Raw genomic sequence first — 23054 nt, forward strand, 5'->3', positions numbered from 1 at the left:
AGACAGACAAATGAAGACAAAAAATGGACAGATGACATCTTTACTGAAGTCATCCGTCCCATGGAATAAGGCATTCTATACGACAACAAAGTCACTTCTCGTCAGAGATGTACCTGCTGATAGGGTGGCAATCTGGACAGCCTTCGCAGAGCCTGAGCCATCAATATCAAAAGATAACGCTCCAGTTGAACTATTATAGAGCACACGGTCATTGGCATCGGTTGCAGACCCCAGGACAAATTGCTCTGCACCTAATAAACCTTGGGTTAAGCCACCACCTAAGCCACTGGCCACCAGTGTAATTCTGTCGCCTTGGGCACGGACAAAGTCAGTAATGGAATCGATACCATGCTGTAAGGACTTAAACTGGAATTTATCCGCTCCAGCACCCCCCGTAAGGATATCGTTACCAGCACCCCCCACGAGTTGGTCATTGCCTTTATCGCCATTGAGGCGATCGTTGCCAAAACCACCTGTGATGATGTCATGGCCTGCCCCACCATGAATCAGGTCATCATCAGCTTGACCATTGAGTTTATCATTACCAGAAAAGCCATAGAGCCGGTCATTACCAAAGCCACCGTAGACGGTATCATCACCGGTGCCGGCCTGAATCTCGTCGGCCCCTAAATAACCACGAAGAACGTCATTGCCTGCCTTACCTCGGAGCACGTTATCAGCGTTATTGCCGTGGATGATGTCGTCACCGGAACCACCATTGGCATTTTCGATTAATGAGCGATTATCCCCATCGTACTGAAGAGCATTATAAACATGACCCTGGGCGTGCTGATTGGGACCTAGCTCTGCCTGTTGAAAGTTACCATCTCTATCTAAATTGCTCCAGTTGCCAGGGCGTAAGTCAACGGAGAGATTGGTTGTATAGTTAGAGAAATCGTAGGTGTCATTGCCATTGCCATCCCAAATGGTACGGAAGACTTTATTCCCAACCGGTTGCCCTTGACCAACACCGTTGATCGACAGTTCCCCCGTGTCTGTTGAAAACCTATAGACTGTATCGTTGGAGTTATGGTTAAAATTGGCACCATACATCTCTTGTATAGCCCTGATGTCATACATCATCATGGACTGGGGATAACTATCTTGTGCGATTGTATAGCTCCTAACTGGGCTGCCTACGTAAGAACGGTAAGTCATCACCGAGAATTCTATGGAGTCTCGATTGGCATCCATGGCAACTGCTCGCACGCCCTCTTCCGTGCTGTGACCATGTTTAAGACCTAATGCATGGCCAATTTCATGGCCAAAGGTGAGATAGGCATAGTCACCCATTTGAGGATTGTTAAACTGGTTGTTGTCAAACCAAATATCTCCAGCTGCAAAGCTACTATCACTATGCTCTGTACTTCCTGGGAAATCCCCGACTCGAGCTGGATTGGCAGCACTAGATTCTGCTATGCGGATAGTGGCATTCCGATCCTGAGCCCCCGTTAGCTCCGTTAACGTTAAGCCAGAGACACTTTCATACATATCCATCCATTCGCGAGCCACAGATCTTTGGGTGGCGTTTAGAGTTTGAAATCCATTTTCAAACTCGGCTGGATAATCTGTTTCTTCCTCATAGTCATTTTTAAAGTTGTTGGTGAAACTGAACGTTACGGTCGTATCTGCCCATCGATGTTCAAGCAGTAGGGCATCGATATTGTTATCCCCTGTAGCTGTATTGTCAATAGATTGAGTGATTTGTCCATATGTCATGGGTCGAACTCCATTAATGCGTTAGGTATTTCAAAAGCGGATTGAGCCCTTCAGTAGCAATGCTTTGTTCTAGGAAATGGATAGAGAGATAAAGATGAAATGCATTGCTTGTTGGCTCATTCATACTTCCTAAATTAAGGGTTATTTTCCTTGAAGTCAGGAGAGTTTTATGACACAAGAGATTCTCGCTGTGTCCAATCGGTTATCCAAACTTGAGTAAAATAGCCATATAAATGGAGTGTAGATTTTCCGTTTTCTGAGGCGAGCATTGCAGAAAACTACATTTGATTATGGGCAGTCTCGCCCTAGCAGCAAACGACCATCGGCCAGCCGATGCAGGACATTGGGTTCGACGATAGGTTGATCAACGTGCCATAGGCTCGGAGCGTCTTCGTTAGTCAGGGGTTGCACTGGGAGCGCTGAAAACCTGGAGCTAGCAGAGTCGTTAGGACGTAGTGGAAGACCATCAGAGCCCGTAGTGATAAAAGAATCTGCATTTTCTTCTGTGCGAACAATGCAACTGCCAGTGGTAAGTGTGGTGGGATCTACCAAGGCATCTGGCAGTTCGGTCAAGCTGTTTTCAATAAAAGAGATATCAGAGATAGTAATACTGCCGTCGATGGCACCACTGGCATTTACATCCACTCGATCATTGCCATTAAACGGTGGTGGACTGCCCGGTACATAATTTTCTCCAAAGAAGGCTGTGTTGAAGGTAATGTCCCCACCGCGTCCATCATCAGCAAACGCTAAAATATCACTGTCATCAAGGGCAATAACCGCATTACCATTAAACGTAATGTCTCCTCCTCCTGATGCGCCGATATTTACAAACGTAACAATATCGCTATCACCTATTAGTAAGACGTTTGTAGCATTGATAGTTATACTGCCTCCAGCAGTATTCTCTGCGTTCGTGAGAATACTGCTATCGTCTGCTCGAAAACTATTGTTGACAGTTAAAAATATATTGCCTGCATCACCATCCCCATCGGAGAATGCACTGATTGTTGCAGCATTACTCATTTCCAAATTGTTGGCTGAAACAACAATATCTCCACCAGTGCCGATGCCATTTTTTCTAAGATTACTAAAAATGCCACTCAAAGAAACAGGATCAGAGTCACTGATAAAGATGGTGTCAGTGACTTTGATCCTCACATCCCCTGCATTGCCAATGCCATCAGAGCTGGCCACCACCCTGGCTCCATTGACTATGTCAAGATTAGCAGCCGTGATGGTGATATCTCCCCCCATCCCGACGGCATTGGGTTCAATGTTGGTTAACGCCGCACTTGGGAAATTCCCATTGGGATTAAACCCATCGAAACGTGCTGTTTCTCTAACATTGAGCACCACATCACCTGCCTGCCCTTGACCAAACACTAACGCACTCAACTGTGCACCATTTGTCACGTCAAGATTACCAGCTGAGATTTGCACTAGGCTGCCATTGCCAACTCCGTCTGAATTCACATTACTAAAAGCGCCACTGCCCAAGAAATTAATTGGATTAAAGCCATCAAATCTAGCTGTTTCAGCGATATCAATGACGACCGTGCCAGCGTCACCTGTACCATTGGTTGATCCTTCAATCTGGGAGCCATTGTTGACTTCCAGCGTGTTAGCTGAAATGTCAACCAAGCCGCCATTGCCTCTCCCTCCAAACCGAATACTACTAGAGATGTCACTAGCTCTACCGTTCGCAGCGTTAAAACCAGTGACTTGCATGGAGTCAGAGATGGCAATGATCACACTTCCCGCATCACCTAGACCATTTGAGGAAGCAGCTATTGCTGCCCCATTGGTGACATCAAGCTGATTGGCCGTAATGCTCACCACTCCGCCTGTGCCTTCCCCATCAGAATTAATATTGCTAAGGGCCGCACTCGGAAAGTTTCCCTGTGGATCAAATCCATCAAAGTGGACCGTTTCTGCCACCTCAAGCATCACATCGCCTGCATCACCGGTACCGGAGACGGATGAACTCAGTTGTGCCCCATTGGTAACTGCAAGATCATTGGCTAAAATTTGAATCACTCCACCCTGGCCTGATCCAGTACGATTGACGTTGCTGAAGGCACCACTAACGATTCCTGTTGCATTATTTACTCCATCAAAGCGGGCCGTCTCAGCAACATCAATTATGATTTGACCTGCATCACCAATGCCATTGGTTGACGTACTAATCTGTGCACCGTTAGTCACGTTTAAACGTCTGGTATTTAACTCGATATCTCCCCCAGTTCCTGCCCCAGGGCCACTCACCTCGGCAAAAATACCACTGACAAGTGCATTATTTTCATTCAATCCATCAATGGTAGATTGATTAGCGATCGCAAGAAAAATATTGCCACCATTACCCGTTCCAACCAAGGCGGCAGATAGTTGAGCTCCGCCTGCAAGCATCAACTCAGAGGCTCGAATAACGATATTGCCACCGTTGCCTGTACCATTGGCAGCAACATCACTAAAAACCCCTGTTAACCTGCCATTGGTGCTGATGAAATCCACCTCATCATTGGCCAGTATCGTAATATCGCCAACGTCTCCTAAAGCAGTAGTACTAATAACACTGTCAGTAACAGACACATTGTTGCGAGCGTCAATAACTATGTTACTGCTTTCTCCATTCAAGGTGCCGACAACTAATCCATCATTAAATCTTCCATCACCCGTAATCGAAATTGAGCTATTCAACACGGTTGGCTGTGGAAAATATTGATTTGTCAACAGAATCAATCCATCGGGCTGCTCAATACGTGCGTCACCTACGCTGATATCAGCAGTAGATGGGTTAGGTGTAGCAAAGGCTGGTGCAAAAAAAATATCCGTAAACGGATTGAACCCAGTTAAGATTTCTAAAGGAGGATCGCCGATTATCTCGGGTCTAACACCTGCCCTAATATCCAACGTTGGTTGAGCTAAGCCATCAACTGCCAACAGCGTACCGTCCGACAACTCAATTACTTCCCGGATCGCATCAATGCCCAAAATGCCTGGATCTGAGCCAGTAATTGTAGCTGTTCCTAGGGTCACTGAACCACCGGCCAAAATATGGAGCGATGCCCCCTCATATTCATTAATAACAACATCTCCAAACGTTCGAATAATAGGATCGATTGGACTGAATAAGTTACCAGCATCACCATTTAATGTCTCAACCCTAAACCCTCCTCGACTCCAAAAATGAGCATCTCCCCCCACCTCATTCGCACTCTGTAACAATAAATCTCCACCAGAATAAAGACCACTATCTGGATGACTCAACACAACAATATCAACCGTCTCATTTCCTTGAATCCTTAAGTTTCCTGCTGCTGCGGCTATGAAAGGAACGGTTACGGAATCTCGAATACGAACCGTATCTGTACCGAATAGATTAAGACTTCCACCGGATATGACTGGTCCTTGTAAATCCACCTGATCTGCAAACACTGTTAAGTCTTGTCCAGTCGCAAGACTACCTTGATTGAGCACCACAGATTGTTCTCTTGGTGCTGGTCCCTTCTGTAGCCCCAGTGGGACACTCACTGTCAAAAGTGAACTATTGTTCGGCCCCAATGTACTAAACTCACTACCATCTTCAAACCCAATCCCCTGCGCCGTACTCACAAAGAACGAGCCCAACACATCTAAACTCGCTGCTGGTCCAAAGATCACTCCATTGGGGTTCAAAAAATATAGGCTAGCTGTCCCATCGACTCCTAAGACTCCATCAATCGACGATGGATTTCCCCCGGTTACCCGACTAAAAATTCGCTCAGTTGCCGCAGGATTGGCAAAATAAACCCGCTGATCAAAATCTACATTAAAGTCCCAAAAACTATGAAAAAGATTAGTATTTCGCCGTGCTCCTCCCTCAATCAGCTCCGTAGGCAAACCCTGTACCGCCGCGCCAGACGTTACCACCGAAGACTCACCCGGCAACGTATTATCCGGCAAAATCTGAGCCATCATAGTTCCATGGGAGAGCCCAACCAAGCTGCTCGTTAATAACAACGTACAGACATGAAACCAACCAGCAGATTGAGTAAATTTCATGGGACGATCTCTTGATTAATAACGATTCAGACATCTATTCTGTTACATTTTGGGAGTGGATCACGCATTGTACAAATCTGCTAAGTCCTTTCATGAGACATCTGATGCCGTAATGACGTCACAGCTGGCTCACCCATATATCAATAGTCCTATTGCAAATTAACAATTTTCTCCCCTGATAATATTTTGATGAACATTCCTTGGCGGTGTTTATTTGTTAACCGACTTATTAACCGACGTTGGCTCAAAACTCTATTTGCTGTCAGTCTGACCTTAGCGGTATGGATTGGTCATAGTTCCTTTATCCCTGGGATGGCATCGGCAGCGAGTTTTGCTAAAAGAATTGCTATCCAAGGGGTTCAAACGGTGCAGGCGGGGGTTGATGATTACAATATAGGCAACTATTCTGCAGCTATTGAGCATTGGCTGGAAGCCCTCAATGGTTACCCGGTTGACGATCCGGTGCCTGAGAAAGCTGTGATTCACACTAACCTAGCCAATGCCTATCAGCAGCTAGGACAACCCCATAAAGCCCTAGGGGCTCTGATTGAGGCGGGAAACATCTATGACCAGTTAGGCATGGTGGCAAGGATGGGGCGAATACAAACTGAACAAGCCCAGATTTACGCCAGCTTGGGACAATACCGGCGAGCAATTGCACTGATCTGTTTACCTCAAAATGTTGATACTCAAACTACCAACCCTATAGATGTAGATGAGCCACCGAGCCCTGTCACCCTGTTCCAAAACTGTGTTGAAGATGGAGCTTACCCGCTTGCGCTCTCCACTCAAGATCTAGCAGGACAGGTTGCAGCCTTGGGGAGTTTGGGGGATGCCTACCAGCTTCAAGGCGACTATGGGAGTGCGGTGGTAATTCTCACCGCTGGTCTTCACTTAGCGCATCAGGGACCCCTCTCAGATGCCTATGAGATTCCGATGCTGAATAGCTTAGCCAATGCCTATGGTAGACAGGCTCTACTCAGCTATCAACGGGCTGAAGCGGCTAAAAGTCTGACCTTTGTCAGTTCTGCCCAGGAGCTGAAAGTTAAAGGTGATGGGCAGTTTGACAATGCTATCAGCTATGTAGAAGAGGCTCTGCTTTTAGTGCAGCAGCGGTTTGAATTAATTGACGAGCCCCTAACTGACGGACGTTCTCTTATACCGTTATTAACAGATGAACTGCGTACCCAGCTAACGCTGTTAAAACTTTCCCAAAGAAGACATCCTGTTCCAGATCTCTCCTTAACACAGCAACGGATTGGTCAATTATTACAACAATTACCCAATTCCCGTGAGACCGCCTATGCTGCCATTGCCCTAGCAAAATCGTATCAAGAAAATCTACAGGCCTTTAGCTGTTTTTCTCCAGGAACTGACTCTATCGTCCGTACGGTACTAGACCATGCCCAGATAATTGCTAAAGATATCGATGATTTTCGGGCCCAATCCTTCGCGACGGGGCAGTTAGGCCATTTCTATGAATGCCAAGCTCAAACATCGTTGTCACCGACACAAAAGCTCACCTATCAACAAGAAGCGCTCAGGCTCACTAAACTAGCTGAGTGGCAGGCCAATGAGGGACGAGACGCTGCTGATAGTCAATATCTGTGGAAATGGCAAGCGGGTCGCCTCTATGAGTCCCAGGGCGACTACACCCAAGCGATGGCCAGTTACCATCAGGCGATTACAATCTTGGACAGTATTCGTGACGATATTTTAACGGCCACTCAAGATCTACAGTTTGACTTTCGTGATGCTGTCGAGCCACTTTATCGCAGAATGATCAAGCTCCAGCTTGAACTAGCGGACAATACCTCTTACCAACTATCAGTAGAAAACGGAAACGACGATGTTCCTCTCAATAGTCTAGAAGGTGCGTTACAGACCGTAGACTCTCTCAGATTAGCTGAATTGCAAAATTACTTTGGGGATGATTGTTTACTCAGTCCAATCCGGCAAGAGCAGGTGATTGGGCTAATTAATCAAAATACAACCTCTGCCGTGATTAGCTCCATTACGGTGGGTGATCAAATGGCGCTGATCTTGACTGTGCCGAATGTGGCGGCGCAGCTGACCTGGGTGCCAGTCAATACCGAACGTCTGGTAAAAACAGCCATCGACTACCGGCAAGGTTTAGAAAGATCCCATGATCGTACCTATGACTATCATTCTGCTGCACAGCTTTATCAGTGGATCATTACTCCCTTTGATGAGGTTTTAGCAGAGACCCATGTTAAGACCCTCGTTTTTATCCAAGATGGCATCCTTCGCAGCATACCCATGGCGGCTTTATGGGATGGCGCACAGTATTTAATTGAGCACTATGCGATCGCAACTGTCCCATCACTGACCTTAACCGAGCCAGAAGCACTGCGACCAAAAGAGCTAGAGGTCTTAACCTTAGGCTTTAGCGATGGTTTATGTGATGAAAATGGTAGTAACTGTGAATACGCACCGATCTGGCATGTGGAACAAGAACTTCAATCTGTTAGACATATTTTTCCGGGTAGTCCTGCCCCACTTCTAAATAGAGAATTCACATCAGAAAATCTGGCCAAAGCATTAAAAAAGAACCACTATTCCCTATTGCATATCGCCACACATGGAGAGTTTAGTGCAGACCCTGACAGCACATTTATTGTGACGGGTGATGGCGAGAAACTTACCTTTGGTGCATTAGAGCAATTAATTCGAGATAACTCATCCAATACTCATCCGATTGAACTGATCGCCTTGACAGCTTGTGACACCGGGTTAGGTAGTGATCGTTCAACCTTAGGGTTAGCGGGTGTCGCACTTCGGGCTGGAGCCAGAAGTGCGATCGCGTCTCTATGGCTGATTGATGATGCCATCACTGCCGATATTATGGGTCACTTCTACCGCAACCTGAAAGAACATCCAAACCTCAATAAAGCCCAAGCCTTACAAGCAGCCCAGATAGCAGCCATTCAACGGGATGGTCATCCTGGAAATTGGGCTCCGTTGATTCTGGTGGGTAACTGGCTATGAATAACTCAGCCAATGCTCCTGGGTGAATACTTATATTAATCATGTTCATGTTGCGCTTTATCAACTTAAGCTGTTACTTTCCTGCCCGTTCTAGGTAGTCTGAGAGGGATAACTACCGATTCACGACTCAAATACGGGAGTGTTAGCGATGAAGTACGAAATTCGCTACAAACCAGCGTTTGCCACCTTATTTGTCACCTTACAGCCGGGAGAGCGTATTTTTGCCGAGGCGGGAGCGATGGCGAGCATGGACGGGCAAATATCCATGGGTACAGGCTTCTTTGGTGGCCTGATTCCAGGGTTGCTCAAAGCATTTTTCGGTGGCGAATCCCTATTCCTGAATCACTTTGCTAATCGAACTAATAATCCCCAAACGCTGGTGCTCACCCAGTCAACCATTGGCGATATTGCCCGCATGGAGCTGAATGGTAATGAACTGTGTCTGCAGCCTGGAGCCTATATCGCCCACAGCTCAGGCGTTAAGGTAGAACTACAGTGGGCCGGCTTCGCTAGTTGGTTTGCTGGCGAAGGGTTATTTAAGCTCAAGCTAGGTGGTCGTGGACTCGTTTTCTTTGGTGCCTATGGTGGCCTTTCGGAAGTCACTGTCAAAGATGAATTTATTGTCGACAACGGTCATCTCGTGGCCTACGAACCAGGCATCAAGATGAACATTGGCTTGTCGGGAGGTATGGTGGGCTCCATCACCTCTGGAGAAGGGTTTATCAACCGGCTCCAGGGTCGAGGAAAAATTTATCTCCAGTCCCGCAGTATGGATGGGTTGGTTCGCTTCCTCAGGTCGAAGCTGCGGTAGAGAGTGCTGGATAACATCTATATAACCTGGAAAGAGTATGAAGCTTGAACTGTTACATCAGCCGGATAGTGCGATCGCAAAAATCTTCATGGACCCCCAAGAAGAACTCATTGCCGAAGCCGGGGCCATGGTCGCCATGAGCGGCTTTGTGAACGTTAGCACCACACTCCGCAAAGGTAAGGGGGGCGGCGTCTTTGGTGGCTTAAAGCGCATGCTAGCTGGAGAATCGCTGTTCCTGAGCGTTTTTCGCTCAGGAAATAGCTCGGCAGAACTCTATCTTGCCCCCAAACTAATCGGCGATATTCTTCCCTATACCCTCAAAGAAACAGAACTTGTGGTGCAATCCACTGGTTACATGGCCAGTACACCCGATGTTGATATTGACTTAGGCTTCACCGGCTTTAAAAGTCTCTTCTCAGGAGAATCTCTCTTTTGGCTCACAGCTAGCGGCTCAGGTCTATTGTTGCTCAGCGCTTTTGGTGGCATTTACGAAATAGATGTGGATGGAGACTATGTCGTCGATACAGGCCACATTGTCGCCTTTGAGCGTACCCTTGACTACAGCATCTCCAAAGCTAACAAAAGCTGGGCTGGCGCATTCTTTGGCGGAGAAGGATTTGTCTGCCAATTTAGAGGTCGCGGTAAAGTCTTTTGCCAAACCCACAATCCTGGATCATTTGGGCGATTAGTGGGGGGCAAACTGCCTCCTCGTTAGCAGCGTGAGCAAAGCCAAAATCCGACCACTGTAAATGAATCAGGAACCAAGCGATATGAGTAATCAAGTCACATATGCCATCGACCATAACCCAGCGTATGCTTCCCTCAAACTTAGCCTGCAGCCCAATCAAACAGTCTCTGTAGAAGCTGGGGCCATGGCAGCTATGGACAGCTGCATTGATATGAAATCCAAAGCAAAAGGCGGCTGGAAAAAAGGCCTTGGCCGCATGCTCGGGGGCGAATCTTTATTTATCAGTGAGTTTACAGCCCAGGGAAGTTCTGGTGATCTATACATATCGCCAGGTGTGCCTGGAGACATTCAACACTATATCTTAGACGGCAATCAAAGTCTGATGGTGCAATCATCTGGTTTTGTCGCAGCTGGTCCAGGCGTCTCCATTGACAGCAAATTTCAAGGCTTTAAAGGATTCTTTAGTGGAGAATCGCTTTTTCTCTTACGAGTTACCGGCCAGGGGGATTTTTGGTTTAGTTCCTTTGGCGCAATTTTAGAAATCCCTGTGGAAGGCAATTATGTAGTGGATACGGGCTATATTGTCGCCTTTGAAGATAGCCTCAGCTATAACGTTGAAATGATCAGTGGTCTATCTTTTAGGGGGTTGAGAACTGGCATTTTTGGCGGAGAAGGGCTCGTGGCTCGCTTTAGTGGCTCGGGTCGACTGTGGATTCAGTCCCGTAATGTTTACTCACTGGTTAACTTTCTGAATCCCTTCCGCCCAACCAAGAGTAATAACTAGATGACCAATGCCCATGGAACTTCCGCCTGGAACAGCGGCGTATAGTGACAAAACACCCCCACCCAGCCATCATCAGCTGTTAGTGTTGTTGGGGTTATTTCTCGCAGGCATCGCTATCGCCATTGCCATTGCCTTCTGGTTAGCGGGAGCTTTGGTATGGTTTATCCCGACTCGTGTAGAGCAACAACTGGGGCGGGCAATTGTGCCCATTTACGCGGCTCAAGCTGAAGTGTCAGCGACACAAGCAACCCTTAATCAGCTATTAGACCGGCTGGAGACGTATTTACCTGCTGCACAGACTAACGGACGGAATTATCAGGTATTGTATGTGCCAGATCAGACCGTGAATGCCCTGGCTATTCCAGGCGATCACATTATTATTTACCAGGGTTTACTCGCCGAAGTAGCTTCTGAAAACGAGTTAATGATGGTCTTAGGCCATGAGCTGGGGCACTTTGCCAATCGAGATCATCTGCGCGGCCTCAGCCGTCAGGTCTTAATTCGTCTATCCCTATCGTCCTTACTCGGTGACTTTGGCTCTTGGGGTTCCATCGCCAGCGCTAGCATTTCTACACTTTCCACTGCTCAGTTTTCGCAACAGCAAGAACAACACGCTGATCGGCTCGGATTGACACTGCTTAACCAAGTCTATGGTCATGTTGCTGGAGCCACCGACTTCTTTGACCGGCTCAGTCGATCAGAGCGTCCCGGCTTAGCCATATTAGCCAGTCACCCTCCATCTAAAAAGCGGGTGCGCAATCTTGAGCGCCTGATTGCGCAGCAAGGGTATCGAGTAGGAGACAAAGCTCCCTTACCCGACGCTTTGAGGTCAAATCTTTAGTTATGGGGCTCTTCTTGTGCCTCTTAGGGGACTGAACAAAAATAAAGACCCAGGTTGGGGCTGTCGATGGGTGAATGAGTGATGGGGTAATGGGCTGATTATTTAAGCACAAGCGCCTAAAGAGACTTTCGTTCTCTCTCTAGCTGTCGCTGCTTTATACGTTCGGCAAATCGCATACGCTGTTTCTCAGTCAGTTGGTCGTAACAATTAGGGCATGCCATCCCTGGTTCGTAATAGGGTGATTGCATATCTTCATCGGATATCGGATGTCCACAGCCACGGCACATGGCATAGCTGCCCTCTGCTAAGCCATGCTGTACGGTCACCCGTTGATCAAACACAAAACATTCCCCTTCCCAAAGACTGTCTTCTGGTGGGACCTCTTCTAAATACTTTAGAATACCGCCCTTAAGATGGTAAACCTGCTCAAATCCCTGCTCTAGCAAGTAGGATGATGCTTTTTCACAGCGAATCCCCCCGGTACAAAACATCGCTACTTGTTTATGTTTTGCTGGGTCTAACTGCTGATCCGCATAGTCAGGAAAATCACGAAAAGACTCAGTCTGTGGGTTAGTGGCACCGTTAAAGGTACCGATATCCACTTCGTAATTATTGCGTGTATCAATCACCACCACGTCTGGATCAGAAATTACCTGATTCCAATCTTTTGGGTCCACATACGTGCCGACTTTTTTAGTCGGGCTCACGTCCGGCTGTCCTAGGGTGACAATCTCTTTTTTCAGCTTCACCTTCATACGCGAGAAGGGCTGCTCTGCTGCGGATGAGGTTTTGTGGGTGAGATCGGCTAACCGGGGGTCTTGTTTAAGGTGGGACAGTAACTTTTCCACTGCTTCATTGGTGCCTGCTACCGTAGCGTTAATTCCTTCAAGGGCTAGCAAGATGGTTCCCTTAATGCCTTGCGTTTTACAAAGCTCTGTGAGGGGCTGACGCAATTCAACAAAATCATCGAGCTGAACAAATTTATAGAAGGTAATAACGGTCCAAGGCATGGGAAAGATTTTTGATGCTTGAAATTAGGTTTAGATCGGACTTCAGCAGCTATGGCCAAAATTTCCTGAATATGGTGACATCTCCGTTAGTAAGGCTTTACTGCTTCCAGGAAACGGTGCTGCTAAAGCCTTACAACTTTATCCTAAATTTCTAGCAATATTTCCGGTAGACCTCGCTGGCGGCCCGATGTAAGTATGAATGTCGATAGATCAGCGCGTTCATGTCTTTGCCATAGCCACCGCCAATTACGCAGGCTACCGGGTATCGCGCTTTCGCGCAGGTTTCTAAGACATACCAATCACGACGATATAGCCCCTTATCCGTCAGGGCCAATTTACCCAGACGATCATCCCGATGGGGGTCAGCACCAGCATCGTATAGAACCAGATCAGGCTTTACCTGAGCCAATAGATCGGGCAGATGGGCCTCTAGCTTTGCTAAATATTCGTCATCTTCAGTGCCTTCATCCAGGGGCACATCCAAATCACTGGTTTGCTTACGCCCTGGGAAATTCACTGCGCAGTGCATGGAAAATGTGAATACGCTGGGGTCATCCCGAAAAATCCAGGCGGTGCCATCGCCTTGGTGTACGTCTAAATCAACGACTAGGACGGTTTTAAGTAAGTTTTGGGCTTTGAGAAGACGGGTTGCGATCGCAATATCGTTAAAAATACAAAATCCTGCTCCATATCCTGGAAAGGCATGGTGGGTTCCTCCAGCGGTGTTACAGGCCAACCCTTGATTGAGTGCTAGTTTGGCCGTCAAGATAGTCCCGCCGACTGCGGTGCAGGTTCGTCGCACTAATTCCGCACTCCAGGGCAAACCAATGCGGCGCTGAGCCTTAGCGTCTAATCCGCCATCACAATAAGCTTGTACATAGGGCGAATCGTGCACTAATTCGAGCCAGTCCCTAGGGGGACGCCCCGGCTGATAAATCTGCTTTTCTGAAATGACGCCATCGCGCACCAGCAGGTCCCGCAGCAGCTGAAATTTTGGCATAGGAAACCTGTGCCCTGTGGGCAAAGGCGTCACATAGTCAGGGTGATAAATAACCGGCAGACCCGTCAAAACGCGGTTTACAAGAAAGAACTGATTGAGCGAGTCTGGCGGACATCTAACTTATGGGCCAGACTCCCTTCTTTCCAATCCAGGGGAGACGTTTCATTGTCCGGAACAACGGTCACCGATGGACCAGACGGAGCAGACTGGCTAGTCACAGCAAATGACATTGGTTGTGACGCCATGGGTGCTGATGGTTGAGCAGGTACTTGATGGTGCCCAGGTCTCTGGCCTGACTGCACTGCCATGCCTTTAGGGGCCGAGCGCTGCTGGGCTGCCAAACGGCGGTGCTTACCACGACGTTGCCGTTTACTAACGGTTTTACCTGGGGTTCGTGCAGAGCGTACAGGGCGAGAACCTGCTTGAGGCACAGGAGCGGCTGCAACCCGGCGGCGACTACGACGAGACTCAGCTGTTAACAGACCTTGTTTAGATACCAGCAGACAGCCACCTGCGCAGGTGACGACCATGAGTAACAGTGGCCAAGCTGGCATAGCTTGCTCGTTTGCCCCTGGTAACGTCGCTGCCGGATCTCGCTGACTCAGGACACTTTTTTCATTACGAATGCTCAGCCGTGAAAAAGCAGCGGCATCAGGAGTGCTTAGGGGCTGCCCTGCAATGCTGCTATTGACAGGCTCCAGAGTCATCTCACGGCCAGGGTTAGAAAGACCAGCGAGTGCGATCGCAATCATCAATATAAATGTCAGCCACAGGGCAACGACCAGCAGCCATGGCCGCACCCAAAATAGATGTGACCAAAATGAACCCGACTTAGCAGACCTTTTCTGAGGTGCAGTCGTCTTATGAGCTATGGTCCGGGTTGCTTTAGCGGCAGGCGGCTTGGGCACAGCCACTTTCTTAAGCTTTAGAGATGAGGGGGGGCTGCCCCGTCTGCTACGGGAAGGTGATACACGTCTCGAAGCACGCTTCATCAGCGCTTTTAACCTTTTAGATAGTTGCTCAGACAAGATTGGATGCCTAGCCATAGCACAACACGTTCCTTAAAAAGCACCCTCACCCTTGGTATTGGACCTAGAATAACGGCATTGTAAGCCTTCTTTATCGCAATGACTAGCTTTACGCTGCAATTCTTCAGATATCCGATACTTTATCGAGTTTCGCAAGTGAGCTATTGCTGTAATTCTAATTCAGACAAATATTGACCTGGATCGCGAGCAATCCAGCCCTCACTAGAATTTGTCCGCACCTCAAAGTACATAAAAGAATCCTGCGACTCACCTGCTACGGTGCCCAATCCAGTCCCTTGGGTAACTGCATCACCAACGGTAAATTCAACATCAGCCAAGTTGCCATAACGGGTCTGCAAGCCATTGCTATGATTAACCACCATGATCAAAGCGCCATTGTGTTCTCCCACAAATGCTACGGTGCCATCTGCAGCTGATGTCACCACAGTCCCTGGTGTTGCCGAAAAAGCAATACCACTGTTAAAAACCAGTTCATCTCGTCGGGGATGAGGCTGCCAACCATAACTCAACACAAGCTTGGCTGGAACGGGCAATGGATACCCTAAGGCAACTGCTGAAGGCGTAGTTTCAGCAGCCATAGTGCCCCCACGATTACCAGCAGGAATAAATACTCGACTGGGTAAGGTATCAGGGCAGCCATTCACCTCAAATAAAAGGTCTGCCCTTGTCCCATGGCGCTCTGCCAATGACTGCCAGGTTTGACCCGCCCCGACTTGGACAGGAACACCATTAAATGGGGGGACTTCGACCACTCCCCCCGTGGGCAGAGCTCCTTGAGCTGGCAATTGTGGATTAATTGCCGCTAATGTTGCCGGGCGTAACCCATACTGTGCAGCCACACCCTCCAGCGTTTCTCCCGCTGTAACACGGTGGTTGGTCATTTGGGAAAGCGCCGCGTCAGGGCACGCTGATGCTTGCAACGGCTTCAACCAACCCAGGGAAAGCAAACTAAATCCAGATAGGAATAGGAAAAATTTATAAAATCTTTGGAATACATGCATTCTTGGAGCACCCAGGATTACGAACAATAGCAAATCACCATTCCGCAGTGATTGGTAGAGAAATTTACCTGAGCACAGCACCAACATTCAGTACCATGGATAAGTCTGTATCAGGAGTGTGTACTTAAGCCGATACATTTTCGAGGTAATCTTCGCTAAGGTAAGTTCATTAGAACCCTCATCACCTAGAGATGAGGAAGCAGCAATGAAAATTTCTCCCAAACAACTCGGTCTATATGTAGGCCTCCTTCTGGTGGGTAGTGGTGCTGGCTGGGCCAGTCATAGCTACTTTTTCAAGTCGGTTGTCGAGGAACAGGATAGTGAACTACCAATTGCTACTTCGGTTTTGCAGACGGCAACTGAGCCTACAGAAGTTTTAACTCAATCTCCACAGCCCAGCTATCCGTCGGTTGATAATCCTAATTTTATTGCAGCTGCCGCCGAGCAGGTGGGACCTGCCGTTGTACGTATTGATGCTTCACGTTCAGTTAGGGGAGTATCAGAACCCTTTGAGCATCCTTTATTCAAGCGATTTTTCACAGATGAATTTCCGGTGGAACCAGATTTACCCGAACGTCTTGAACAGGGAACTGGCTCTGGTTTTATTATGACGAGTGATGGTCAAGTTATGACCAATGCCCACGTTGTAGAAGGGGCTAAAACAGTCAATGTGACCTTAAATGATGGACGCTCATTTGAAGGTGAGGTAGTCGGGACCGACCCGGTCACCGATGTTGCAGTTGTCAAAATTGATGGTGAGAACCTGCCAACGGCTCCCCTAGGATCAACGGATAATTTAGCGGCAGGTCAGTGGGCCATTGCCATTGGCAACCCTCTAGGTCTAGATAACAGTGTTACCGCTGGCATTATTAGTGCTATTGGTCGAACCAGCTCCCAAGTGGGCATTTCTGACAAACGTGTGCAGTTTATTCAAACTGATGCTGCCATTAACCCTGGTAACTCTGGTGGGCCACTACTTAATGCCCAAGGAGAAGTTATTGGCATGAATACAGCAATTCGTGCCGGTGCTCAGGGGCTTGGATTTGCAATTCCCATTGAGACGGCTAAACGCATTGGTGATCAGCTGTTTAAAGATGGTGAAGTGAAGCACCCTTATCTGGGAATCCAGATGGTTAACCTTAATCCAGAGATGCGTCAGCGCATTAATGCCGATGAAGATATTGACTTCACTATCGAGGCAGAGTCAGGTGTAATGGTTATTCGCGTCATGGAAGATACACCGGCTGAAATTGCCGGGATCCAACGGGGTGATGTCATCAGCAAAGTGAATGAGGTTGAGGTTGCTACCGCTACCGATGTACAGACTCAGGTTGAGGCTAGTATTATTGGCAAGGCTCTGAAAGTAGAAATTGATCGCAAAGGTGAAGTGAAGACCCTTAAGGTCAAACCTACTAAAATGCCTAACAATCTGCAGTAAATGACTTGCTGTAGTGAGTCCTCGTAATCAAAGTAAATGCTTGCAAGCATTTACTTGCAAACTGGTGGTGAGCTTGAAAACCAAGTAGTAACAGCTAGGCTTTAGATGGCCTAGCTATCAAATTCTGGGAATTCGCTATCTGAATCACTATCTAGTGTAGAGGATACCCCTGACAGGCTGGATTCAAGTTCCATTCGCTGTTCCATCTGACGTAGGAAGTATCCCGTCATCATGGCTGAAGCCAACAACCCCGCCAGGTTTTCACGGTCAGTTGTCACCTGCACGTTAAACCCTTCCGACGGCAGCACGCCAATGAGGCCCTGAACGTTTTGAGAGATGATTTGCTTGATCTCACCGCTCACGGATTGGGCCACGCGAGTAAGAACCTCAGGTGGCTGATGCTGTAGGTACTTCAGTAATTGATTGACCTGTGCATCGTCAGAACCCATGCCGATAAATTGGGCGCTATCAGGGTTAAACATAAATGGTTGTGTATTTCTTCTAATTACCTTAGCGTGATCAAGCCGATTTCAGCTAGCACTTCCAAGAAGTTCAGTGTGAACGACATATCTTAAACATGCCCCATCACATCGCTTGATTTAACGATATCTTAATTGACTACTAGCCTTAGTGAACTTTTCAAGTCTCTGACAGAGTCATTGGTTCAACTGCTACACTCACCTCTGAAAGAGGGTTTGGCACTGTTTCCGTCTCTGTTTCTATGGTTGAATCATCATTTGTGTTGGCGGATGTTTCCATCGAGGTTTCACCAGGCTCAGACGTATCATTTGTGACGTCAGGTAAATTAATCTGTGGAAGTTTATCAATCTCAAAACGCTGATAAAACTTTTCGGTCACTTGTAACCAAAAAGATCGTCCATCGGATTGACGACGGCGACGAACCAAGCCTTGGTCAACTAAATCGTGCACATGTCCATAAGCCCCTGACCCACGCAAGTCAACCAGGTCGGTCTGACTGAGAGGACCTTTCATTGCGATCGCGGCCAACGTCCGCAATGCACCCAAACCAATATCTAAAGGAATCAATTCATCGAGTAGCGGCTTAAATGGCTGACGCAACTGCAAGCTATAGCCATTTTCAGTTTCAGAAATTTCCAATGCTCCCTCTCGATGAGAATAATCTCCCATCAGCTGGATCAACCCTTCCTCCGCAGTCGCCTTATCACACTTGGCATACTCGGCAATCTGGGCAATGGTTAAGGGTTTGGCCTTAAGGTACAAGATTGCTTCAATGGTGTGGGACAAAGACGCCATAGTCATCAATACCTACAAACGTGGGTCAAGGATAGCAAACGCAGGCATATCCTACCCCCATTGGCCGTAGAGTAATCGCCGATCACAGCTAAATTCTTGGTTTGGAGTGTTGAATTTGGCATCAACACTCAACTCAAAATTCAACACTCCCCAAACCAATCAGCTTTACTTAATTAGTTGCCATACGAGTCAGTAACACCGGACAGGGAGCATTGATACGCACATAGTCAGACAAAGACCCACCTAGCAACCGATCAATATCAGGTAAGCCTTTAGCAATAGAAGGACGTCGGTCAGGGGAACCCAGAATCAGTAGATTCACATTGAGCTCATCAGCCAATACACAAATACGCTGACCCGGTTTACCGGCTGGAGCCAAACAACGATAGTTGATGCGATACCGCTTTGCTTCAGCGATGGCAGGCGCTAGAACTGGATCAGTCTCTGGATTTGCGTTAATGGCCTCATCAATGGAGTTACGCAAGTTTGACAGAGTATGAACAAAGATCAATTCACTGTCCTGGATATCACGGGTGAGGTCGATGGCAACTCTCAGCGACTCTTTTGCCATATCAGATTTATCTAGGGCAACCAAGACTCGCTTAATGGGTCGAATGCTATATATATCATCCTTCACCAGTAGCATGGGGCGAGAGGATAGCTGAAACACATACTGACTGACCGAGTTTTTGAAAATTGCCTTTAGACCACCGAGCCCACGGGAGCCCATAACAATTAGACTGGCGTCAATTTCATCAGCGACCTTACACACCACATCTTTAGGATCGCCCTCTCGTAGCATAGGGGTTACCTTCGATGCTTCGATACCCAAGCGTGTCACCGTGTCTGACAACTCTTGTTCACTGTCAGCACGCTGATCACCCATGTCGTTGGAAGCTGTTTGAGGCGGGATAGCCTTTAATACAGTTACCTGCGCTCGCTGAATCATGGGGATTTCCAGCAGGGCCTTAAACATTGTCTCAGTGTTGCCTGGGCCGGAGCTGGCCAACAAAATCTTCTCGATCATTGACTAAATCCTATTGGATAAACTCTCAAGGATGTATAAATATCTATGATAAGCACCCTGTTTTCATAAACTTGATCAGGGTTCACAATTCGTAGTTTGACAGTCAACTTATTTATGACTAACCGCTGGTTTGACTATGGTTTTCGAGTACAGCCTCATCACACCGACTATGGTGGTATTGTCTGGCATGGCACATATGTTCAATGGATGGAAGCAGCCCGGGTGGAGTGTCTTCGTGCCCTGGAATTTGCATTCGAAGACTTTGTCAAAGCAGGCTATGACTTACCTGTCATCGACCTGCAATTACGTTATCACCAACCCCTGATCTTGGGAGCCAAAGGGTTGGTTAGAACGCGATTAGATATACAACGCAGTGTCAGAATGAATTGGCTTTATGAAATTTACGATACGACAGAAGACGCACAAAAACTATGTATTACCGGTCAAGTATTGCTGGTTCCTATAGACATCAGCAAACGAAAAATTGTCCGGCGCTTACCTCCTGAGCTCCAGCCTATGTTGGACTCACTATATCAATATTTTGTAGATTGATGGACCACTAGTACTGCACTACTGCTCACTGCTAGCCAACTCTTCCAAAGCTATACCCGCAACACGACAGGTGCGCCAATCATTGAGCATCACGGCACCTTTAGACCTATAGAAATCAATGGCAGGCTGATTCCAATCCAAAACACTCCATTCAAAACGGCCGCACCCTTTAGCCAAAGCTGTCTGGGCGAGATATTGAAAAATGGCAGTACCGATACCTCGACGGCGATATCCAGGCAAAACGAAGAGATCTTCTAAATAAATACCTGGTTTCATTAAAAACGTAGAGAAATTAAAAAAATAAAGTGCAAACCCAGCAGGTGCTCCATCAATACGCGCAACAATCGCGTGGGCTTTAGGACTGTCGCCAAAGAGATATTTTTCTAAATCTTCTGGCGCACCACTCACTTCATGGGCCAGATTTTCATATTCCGCCAGAGCCATAACAAGCTCAAAGAGTAATGGAATATCATTGCGGGTTGCGGGGCTAATAGTAATGGGGGCTACCATTGAGCAATTAATCAAAAATGGGTGGAGACACAACTACTTTGAGACAGCCAAACGGCTCGTAACGCGGCCGATAACACGGTTCGCTGCTATGACACCAAAATGTCGACTATCACGGGCTTGCGGCTCACTTGTATTATCGCTGATCAGGTATACACTACCGTCATAGAAGATTTCGCCGACCCGTTTTATGAGGAGCAATACAGCAGAGTTATCAGGTGCAACAACCTGACTAGTGCGTACTTGGGCGATGGCAATATCACCAACCTGCACTGCTCCTCCCATCTTGGCTAAAATCGTATCTCCAGGCATCAGCGTTGGCACCATAGAATTCTCACGAACCACAAACCGTCGCCGTCGCCCTGATAGCCATTGAATATACTCCTTCCATCCGGCACTAGGCAGTACACTTTTGTGTACCTCACGTGATGGGCTATACCCATTTCCCCTTTTACGACTTACCATTCACAGCCTTTGGTTATGAATACAAAAATCCCGCAAGGGAAAGACCCTGCGGGATTGCTATAGAAACATGAGCTACATAGCTACTAGCTAGCGGTATACCAAGCCACATCACGCCCCTTAGTTGCCCAGAAGATGGTGTGGATCTTCTCAACAGCAGCCATGAGCTCTTCAGCATGCTGCTGGCTGACCTCTACCTTGCAGGCAGAGCAAAGTTTTGCCGCCTTCCAGAAAGTATCGTGCAAATCAGGATAGGACTCTAAGTGCACGGGCTTAAAATAGTCAGTCCATAGAATCAGGAGATCATCCTTAGTCTTTTGAGCCTGCTCTTCCTTGATCGCGATGTAGCGAGAAAGAGTGTTCGCATAGACTACTTTACCAGCGGCATCTGCTGGCTCTTCAAGGGCCAAAATTTTCTTAGTCATCGAGAGCACAGCTTCAGCGGTGATGCGGGCAGCAGAGGGATCATAAACACCACAAGGGCCATCACAGTGAGCGTGGACCTCAGTAGCAGGGAACCAAGCGTTTAGTAATTCAATTGCGTTGTTGAGCATAATCACCAATCGATTCAATAGTTGATGGGGCTTCTGCTAGAAACTTCGCCGGCAAGATCGTTCAGCGAAATCGTCCAGCGAAATCGTCCAGCGCAGTTAACAGTATACTGCCGTTTTCCCATCCCTCCATGGGGGATAGCAAAGGATGTATAAGGATTTATATTGTAATATTTATAATATTTTTGTACTAACCTCAGGGTAAACTCATGGGTGAAAATATAAGTACTTTTAAGCGGAACCTTGAGGCATCAGAATTTAGCATATTGGCTACGCTGGATACGTTATTCAGTAAGAACATCAGCTTTCTTACTCATACTGACAAGTTGCGATAATTTAGCCACTCAATTGGCCGATCCCAACGCCCATCTTCCCCCCTGTGTCGAGCAAAATTGTGACTGTGGTGATTTTGTCAGTCAAGACCTGGCGCAATTAGTCCTTAATGACATTCAGGGTGACCCCCATAATTTGGACGGTGATGATAACGGTCGCGCTTGTGAACAACTGCCTCAAAGTACACCAGCATTAGACTGGGAAACTTATTTTTCTAACAATCCCCATATTGCTCTGGGCAATCCTAGCCACGCCGGGCAAGAAAATATTAATAACTATTTAATTGATAGAGAGCAATATGTTCTGGCTTACAGTCAAAGTCGAGGTGTATTGCGTTGGGCGAGTTGGGTCTCAAGTCGCGACTGGATTGGTAGTACCGAGCGACAAAACAACTTTCGCCCGGATGGCATTTTACCCAAGGGGACATATAAAGTAGCCCCTGGAGACTATACCAATAGTGGTTATGATCGTGGGCATATGGTGCCTTCAGCGGATCGTACAGCTAGCAAAAAAGATAACTCGGCAACATTTTTAATGACCAATGTTTTTCCTCAGACGGCTGAGAATAATCGTGGACCCTGGAAAGAGCTGGAAAATTATTCCCGTGACTTGATCTATCAGCAAAATAAGATCCTGTATATCGTTGGTGGAGTCTATGGTCAAAAGGAACCTATTGCTAAGGAGCGAGTTATCCCTCCCAGCCGTACCTGGAAAGTGATTGTGATTTTTGACGATGAACCAACTGTGGATAACGTTTCTTACAACACTGAGATCATCGCTGTGGATATGCCTAATAACAAGCGTCTCGATGATCAATGGCAAATGTATCAAACCTCTGTTGATCGAATTGAGCTTGCTACAGGTTACGATTTACTATCGGATGTTCCTGAGGCTTTACAAATTGAGCTTGAGGCTAAACTAAGTGCCCATTAGAAATTGCAGCCCTTTCCACA

General features: G+C 47.4%; 20 protein-coding genes. 8 read left to right on the forward strand and 12 right to left on the reverse strand.

Annotated elements, in window-relative coordinates; genetic code table 11:
- Positions 1 to 75: 75 nt before the first annotated feature.
- The gene (locus U2F10_RS28260) at positions 76 to 1719 is read right to left on the reverse strand and encodes a M10 family metallopeptidase (protein ID WP_499873945.1); all 1644 of its coding nucleotides are present in this window, start codon (positions 1717 to 1719) and stop codon (positions 76 to 78) included.
- A 288-nt stretch (positions 1720 to 2007) separates the two neighbouring features.
- Positions 2008 to 5763: a two-partner secretion domain-containing protein gene (locus U2F10_RS28265; protein WP_499873947.1), complete on the reverse strand. Its 3756-nt coding sequence runs from the start codon at positions 5761 to 5763 to the stop codon at positions 2008 to 2010.
- A 189-nt stretch (positions 5764 to 5952) separates the two neighbouring features.
- Here U2F10_RS28265 and U2F10_RS28270 point away from each other — a divergent pair, with 189 nt between their 5' ends.
- From U2F10_RS28270 to U2F10_RS28290, 5 genes are all read left to right on the forward strand, one after another.
- Positions 5953 to 8772 (forward strand): CHAT domain-containing protein, encoded by a 2820-nt coding sequence (locus U2F10_RS28270; protein WP_499873948.1) that lies wholly within the window; start codon positions 5953 to 5955, stop codon positions 8770 to 8772.
- A 148-nt stretch (positions 8773 to 8920) separates the two neighbouring features.
- Complete coding sequence (locus U2F10_RS28275; RefSeq protein ID WP_163663505.1) at positions 8921 to 9583, forward strand: TIGR00266 family protein; 663 nt, start codon at positions 8921 to 8923, stop codon at positions 9581 to 9583.
- Between the two features lie 37 nt (positions 9584 to 9620).
- Positions 9621 to 10298 (forward strand): TIGR00266 family protein, encoded by a 678-nt coding sequence (locus U2F10_RS28280; RefSeq protein ID WP_163663502.1) that lies wholly within the window; start codon positions 9621 to 9623, stop codon positions 10296 to 10298.
- Between the two features lie 55 nt (positions 10299 to 10353).
- Positions 10354 to 11055: a TIGR00266 family protein gene (locus U2F10_RS28285; protein WP_163698726.1), complete on the forward strand. Its 702-nt coding sequence runs from the start codon at positions 10354 to 10356 to the stop codon at positions 11053 to 11055.
- Between the two features lie 13 nt (positions 11056 to 11068).
- A complete protein-coding gene (locus tag U2F10_RS28290; protein WP_348918626.1) occupies positions 11069 to 11896 on the forward strand; it encodes a M48 family metallopeptidase in 828 nt (275 codons plus the stop codon).
- 116 nt (positions 11897 to 12012) lie between these two features.
- Here U2F10_RS28290 and trhO read toward each other — a convergent pair whose 3' ends face one another.
- From trhO to U2F10_RS28310, 4 genes are all read right to left on the reverse strand, one after another.
- Positions 12013 to 12906: an oxygen-dependent tRNA uridine(34) hydroxylase TrhO gene (gene trhO / locus U2F10_RS28295; protein ID WP_163663496.1), complete on the reverse strand. Its 894-nt coding sequence runs from the start codon at positions 12904 to 12906 to the stop codon at positions 12013 to 12015.
- Between the two features lie 151 nt (positions 12907 to 13057).
- Positions 13058 to 13906, reverse strand: a complete 849-nt coding sequence (locus tag U2F10_RS28300; RefSeq protein ID WP_499873950.1) for a histone deacetylase family protein — start codon at positions 13904 to 13906, stop codon at positions 13058 to 13060.
- Between the two features lie 77 nt (positions 13907 to 13983).
- On the reverse strand, positions 13984 to 14952 hold the full coding sequence (locus U2F10_RS28305; RefSeq protein WP_499873951.1) for a hypothetical protein: 969 nt from the start codon (positions 14950 to 14952) through the stop codon (positions 13984 to 13986).
- Positions 14953 to 15095: 143 nt separating this feature from the next.
- Positions 15096 to 15836, reverse strand: coding sequence for a M23 family metallopeptidase (locus tag U2F10_RS28310; RefSeq protein ID WP_163663490.1), 741 nt, complete (start codon positions 15834 to 15836; stop codon positions 15096 to 15098).
- A 325-nt stretch (positions 15837 to 16161) separates the two neighbouring features.
- On the opposite strand from U2F10_RS28310, the gene U2F10_RS28315 reads away from it, so the two are divergent.
- Entirely contained in the window at positions 16162 to 17394 is a 1233-nt protein-coding gene (locus U2F10_RS28315; RefSeq protein WP_499873953.1) for an HhoA/HhoB/HtrA family serine endopeptidase, read from the forward strand.
- A 110-nt stretch (positions 17395 to 17504) separates the two neighbouring features.
- Here U2F10_RS28315 and U2F10_RS28320 read toward each other — a convergent pair whose 3' ends face one another.
- From U2F10_RS28320 to U2F10_RS28330, 3 genes are all read right to left on the reverse strand, one after another.
- Positions 17505 to 17876: a DUF760 domain-containing protein gene (locus U2F10_RS28320; RefSeq protein WP_163663486.1), complete on the reverse strand. Its 372-nt coding sequence runs from the start codon at positions 17874 to 17876 to the stop codon at positions 17505 to 17507.
- A gap of 157 nt (positions 17877 to 18033) precedes the next feature.
- On the reverse strand, positions 18034 to 18675 hold the full coding sequence (scpB, locus tag U2F10_RS28325) for an SMC-Scp complex subunit ScpB (RefSeq protein WP_499873955.1): 642 nt from the start codon (positions 18673 to 18675) through the stop codon (positions 18034 to 18036).
- Between the two features lie 163 nt (positions 18676 to 18838).
- A complete protein-coding gene (locus U2F10_RS28330) occupies positions 18839 to 19696 on the reverse strand; it encodes a universal stress protein (protein WP_163663482.1) in 858 nt (285 codons plus the stop codon).
- Positions 19697 to 19810: 114 nt separating this feature from the next.
- On the opposite strand from U2F10_RS28330, the gene U2F10_RS28335 reads away from it, so the two are divergent.
- Complete coding sequence (locus U2F10_RS28335; protein ID WP_490793647.1) at positions 19811 to 20248, forward strand: acyl-CoA thioesterase; 438 nt, start codon at positions 19811 to 19813, stop codon at positions 20246 to 20248.
- 18 nt (positions 20249 to 20266) lie between these two features.
- Here the strand turns inward: U2F10_RS28335 and U2F10_RS28340 are convergent, their stop codons facing one another.
- The 3 genes from U2F10_RS28340 to sodN all read right to left on the reverse strand — a co-directional run bounded on the left by U2F10_RS28340 (position 20267) and on the right by sodN (position 21771).
- Positions 20267 to 20758: a GNAT family N-acetyltransferase gene (locus tag U2F10_RS28340; protein ID WP_163663478.1), complete on the reverse strand. Its 492-nt coding sequence runs from the start codon at positions 20756 to 20758 to the stop codon at positions 20267 to 20269.
- Positions 20759 to 20791: 33 nt separating this feature from the next.
- Positions 20792 to 21220 carry a S24/S26 family peptidase gene (locus U2F10_RS28345; protein ID WP_163663476.1) on the reverse strand — a complete coding sequence of 143 codons (429 nt, stop codon included), beginning with the start codon at positions 21218 to 21220 and terminating at the stop codon, positions 20792 to 20794.
- 83 nt (positions 21221 to 21303) lie between these two features.
- Positions 21304 to 21771: a superoxide dismutase, Ni gene (sodN, locus tag U2F10_RS28350; RefSeq protein WP_006518321.1), complete on the reverse strand. Its 468-nt coding sequence runs from the start codon at positions 21769 to 21771 to the stop codon at positions 21304 to 21306.
- A gap of 240 nt (positions 21772 to 22011) precedes the next feature.
- On the opposite strand from sodN, the gene U2F10_RS28355 reads away from it, so the two are divergent.
- The gene (locus U2F10_RS28355; RefSeq protein WP_499873956.1) at positions 22012 to 23034 is read left to right on the forward strand and encodes a DNA/RNA non-specific endonuclease; all 1023 of its coding nucleotides are present in this window, start codon (positions 22012 to 22014) and stop codon (positions 23032 to 23034) included.
- The last annotated feature ends 20 nt before the right edge of the window (positions 23035 to 23054 follow it).

Origin of the sequence: Leptothoe sp. EHU-05/26/07-4 (assembly GCF_043421015.1) — a bacterium.
Classification (GTDB): domain Bacteria; phylum Cyanobacteriota; class Cyanobacteriia; order Phormidesmidales; family Phormidesmidaceae; genus Leptothoe; species Leptothoe turfae.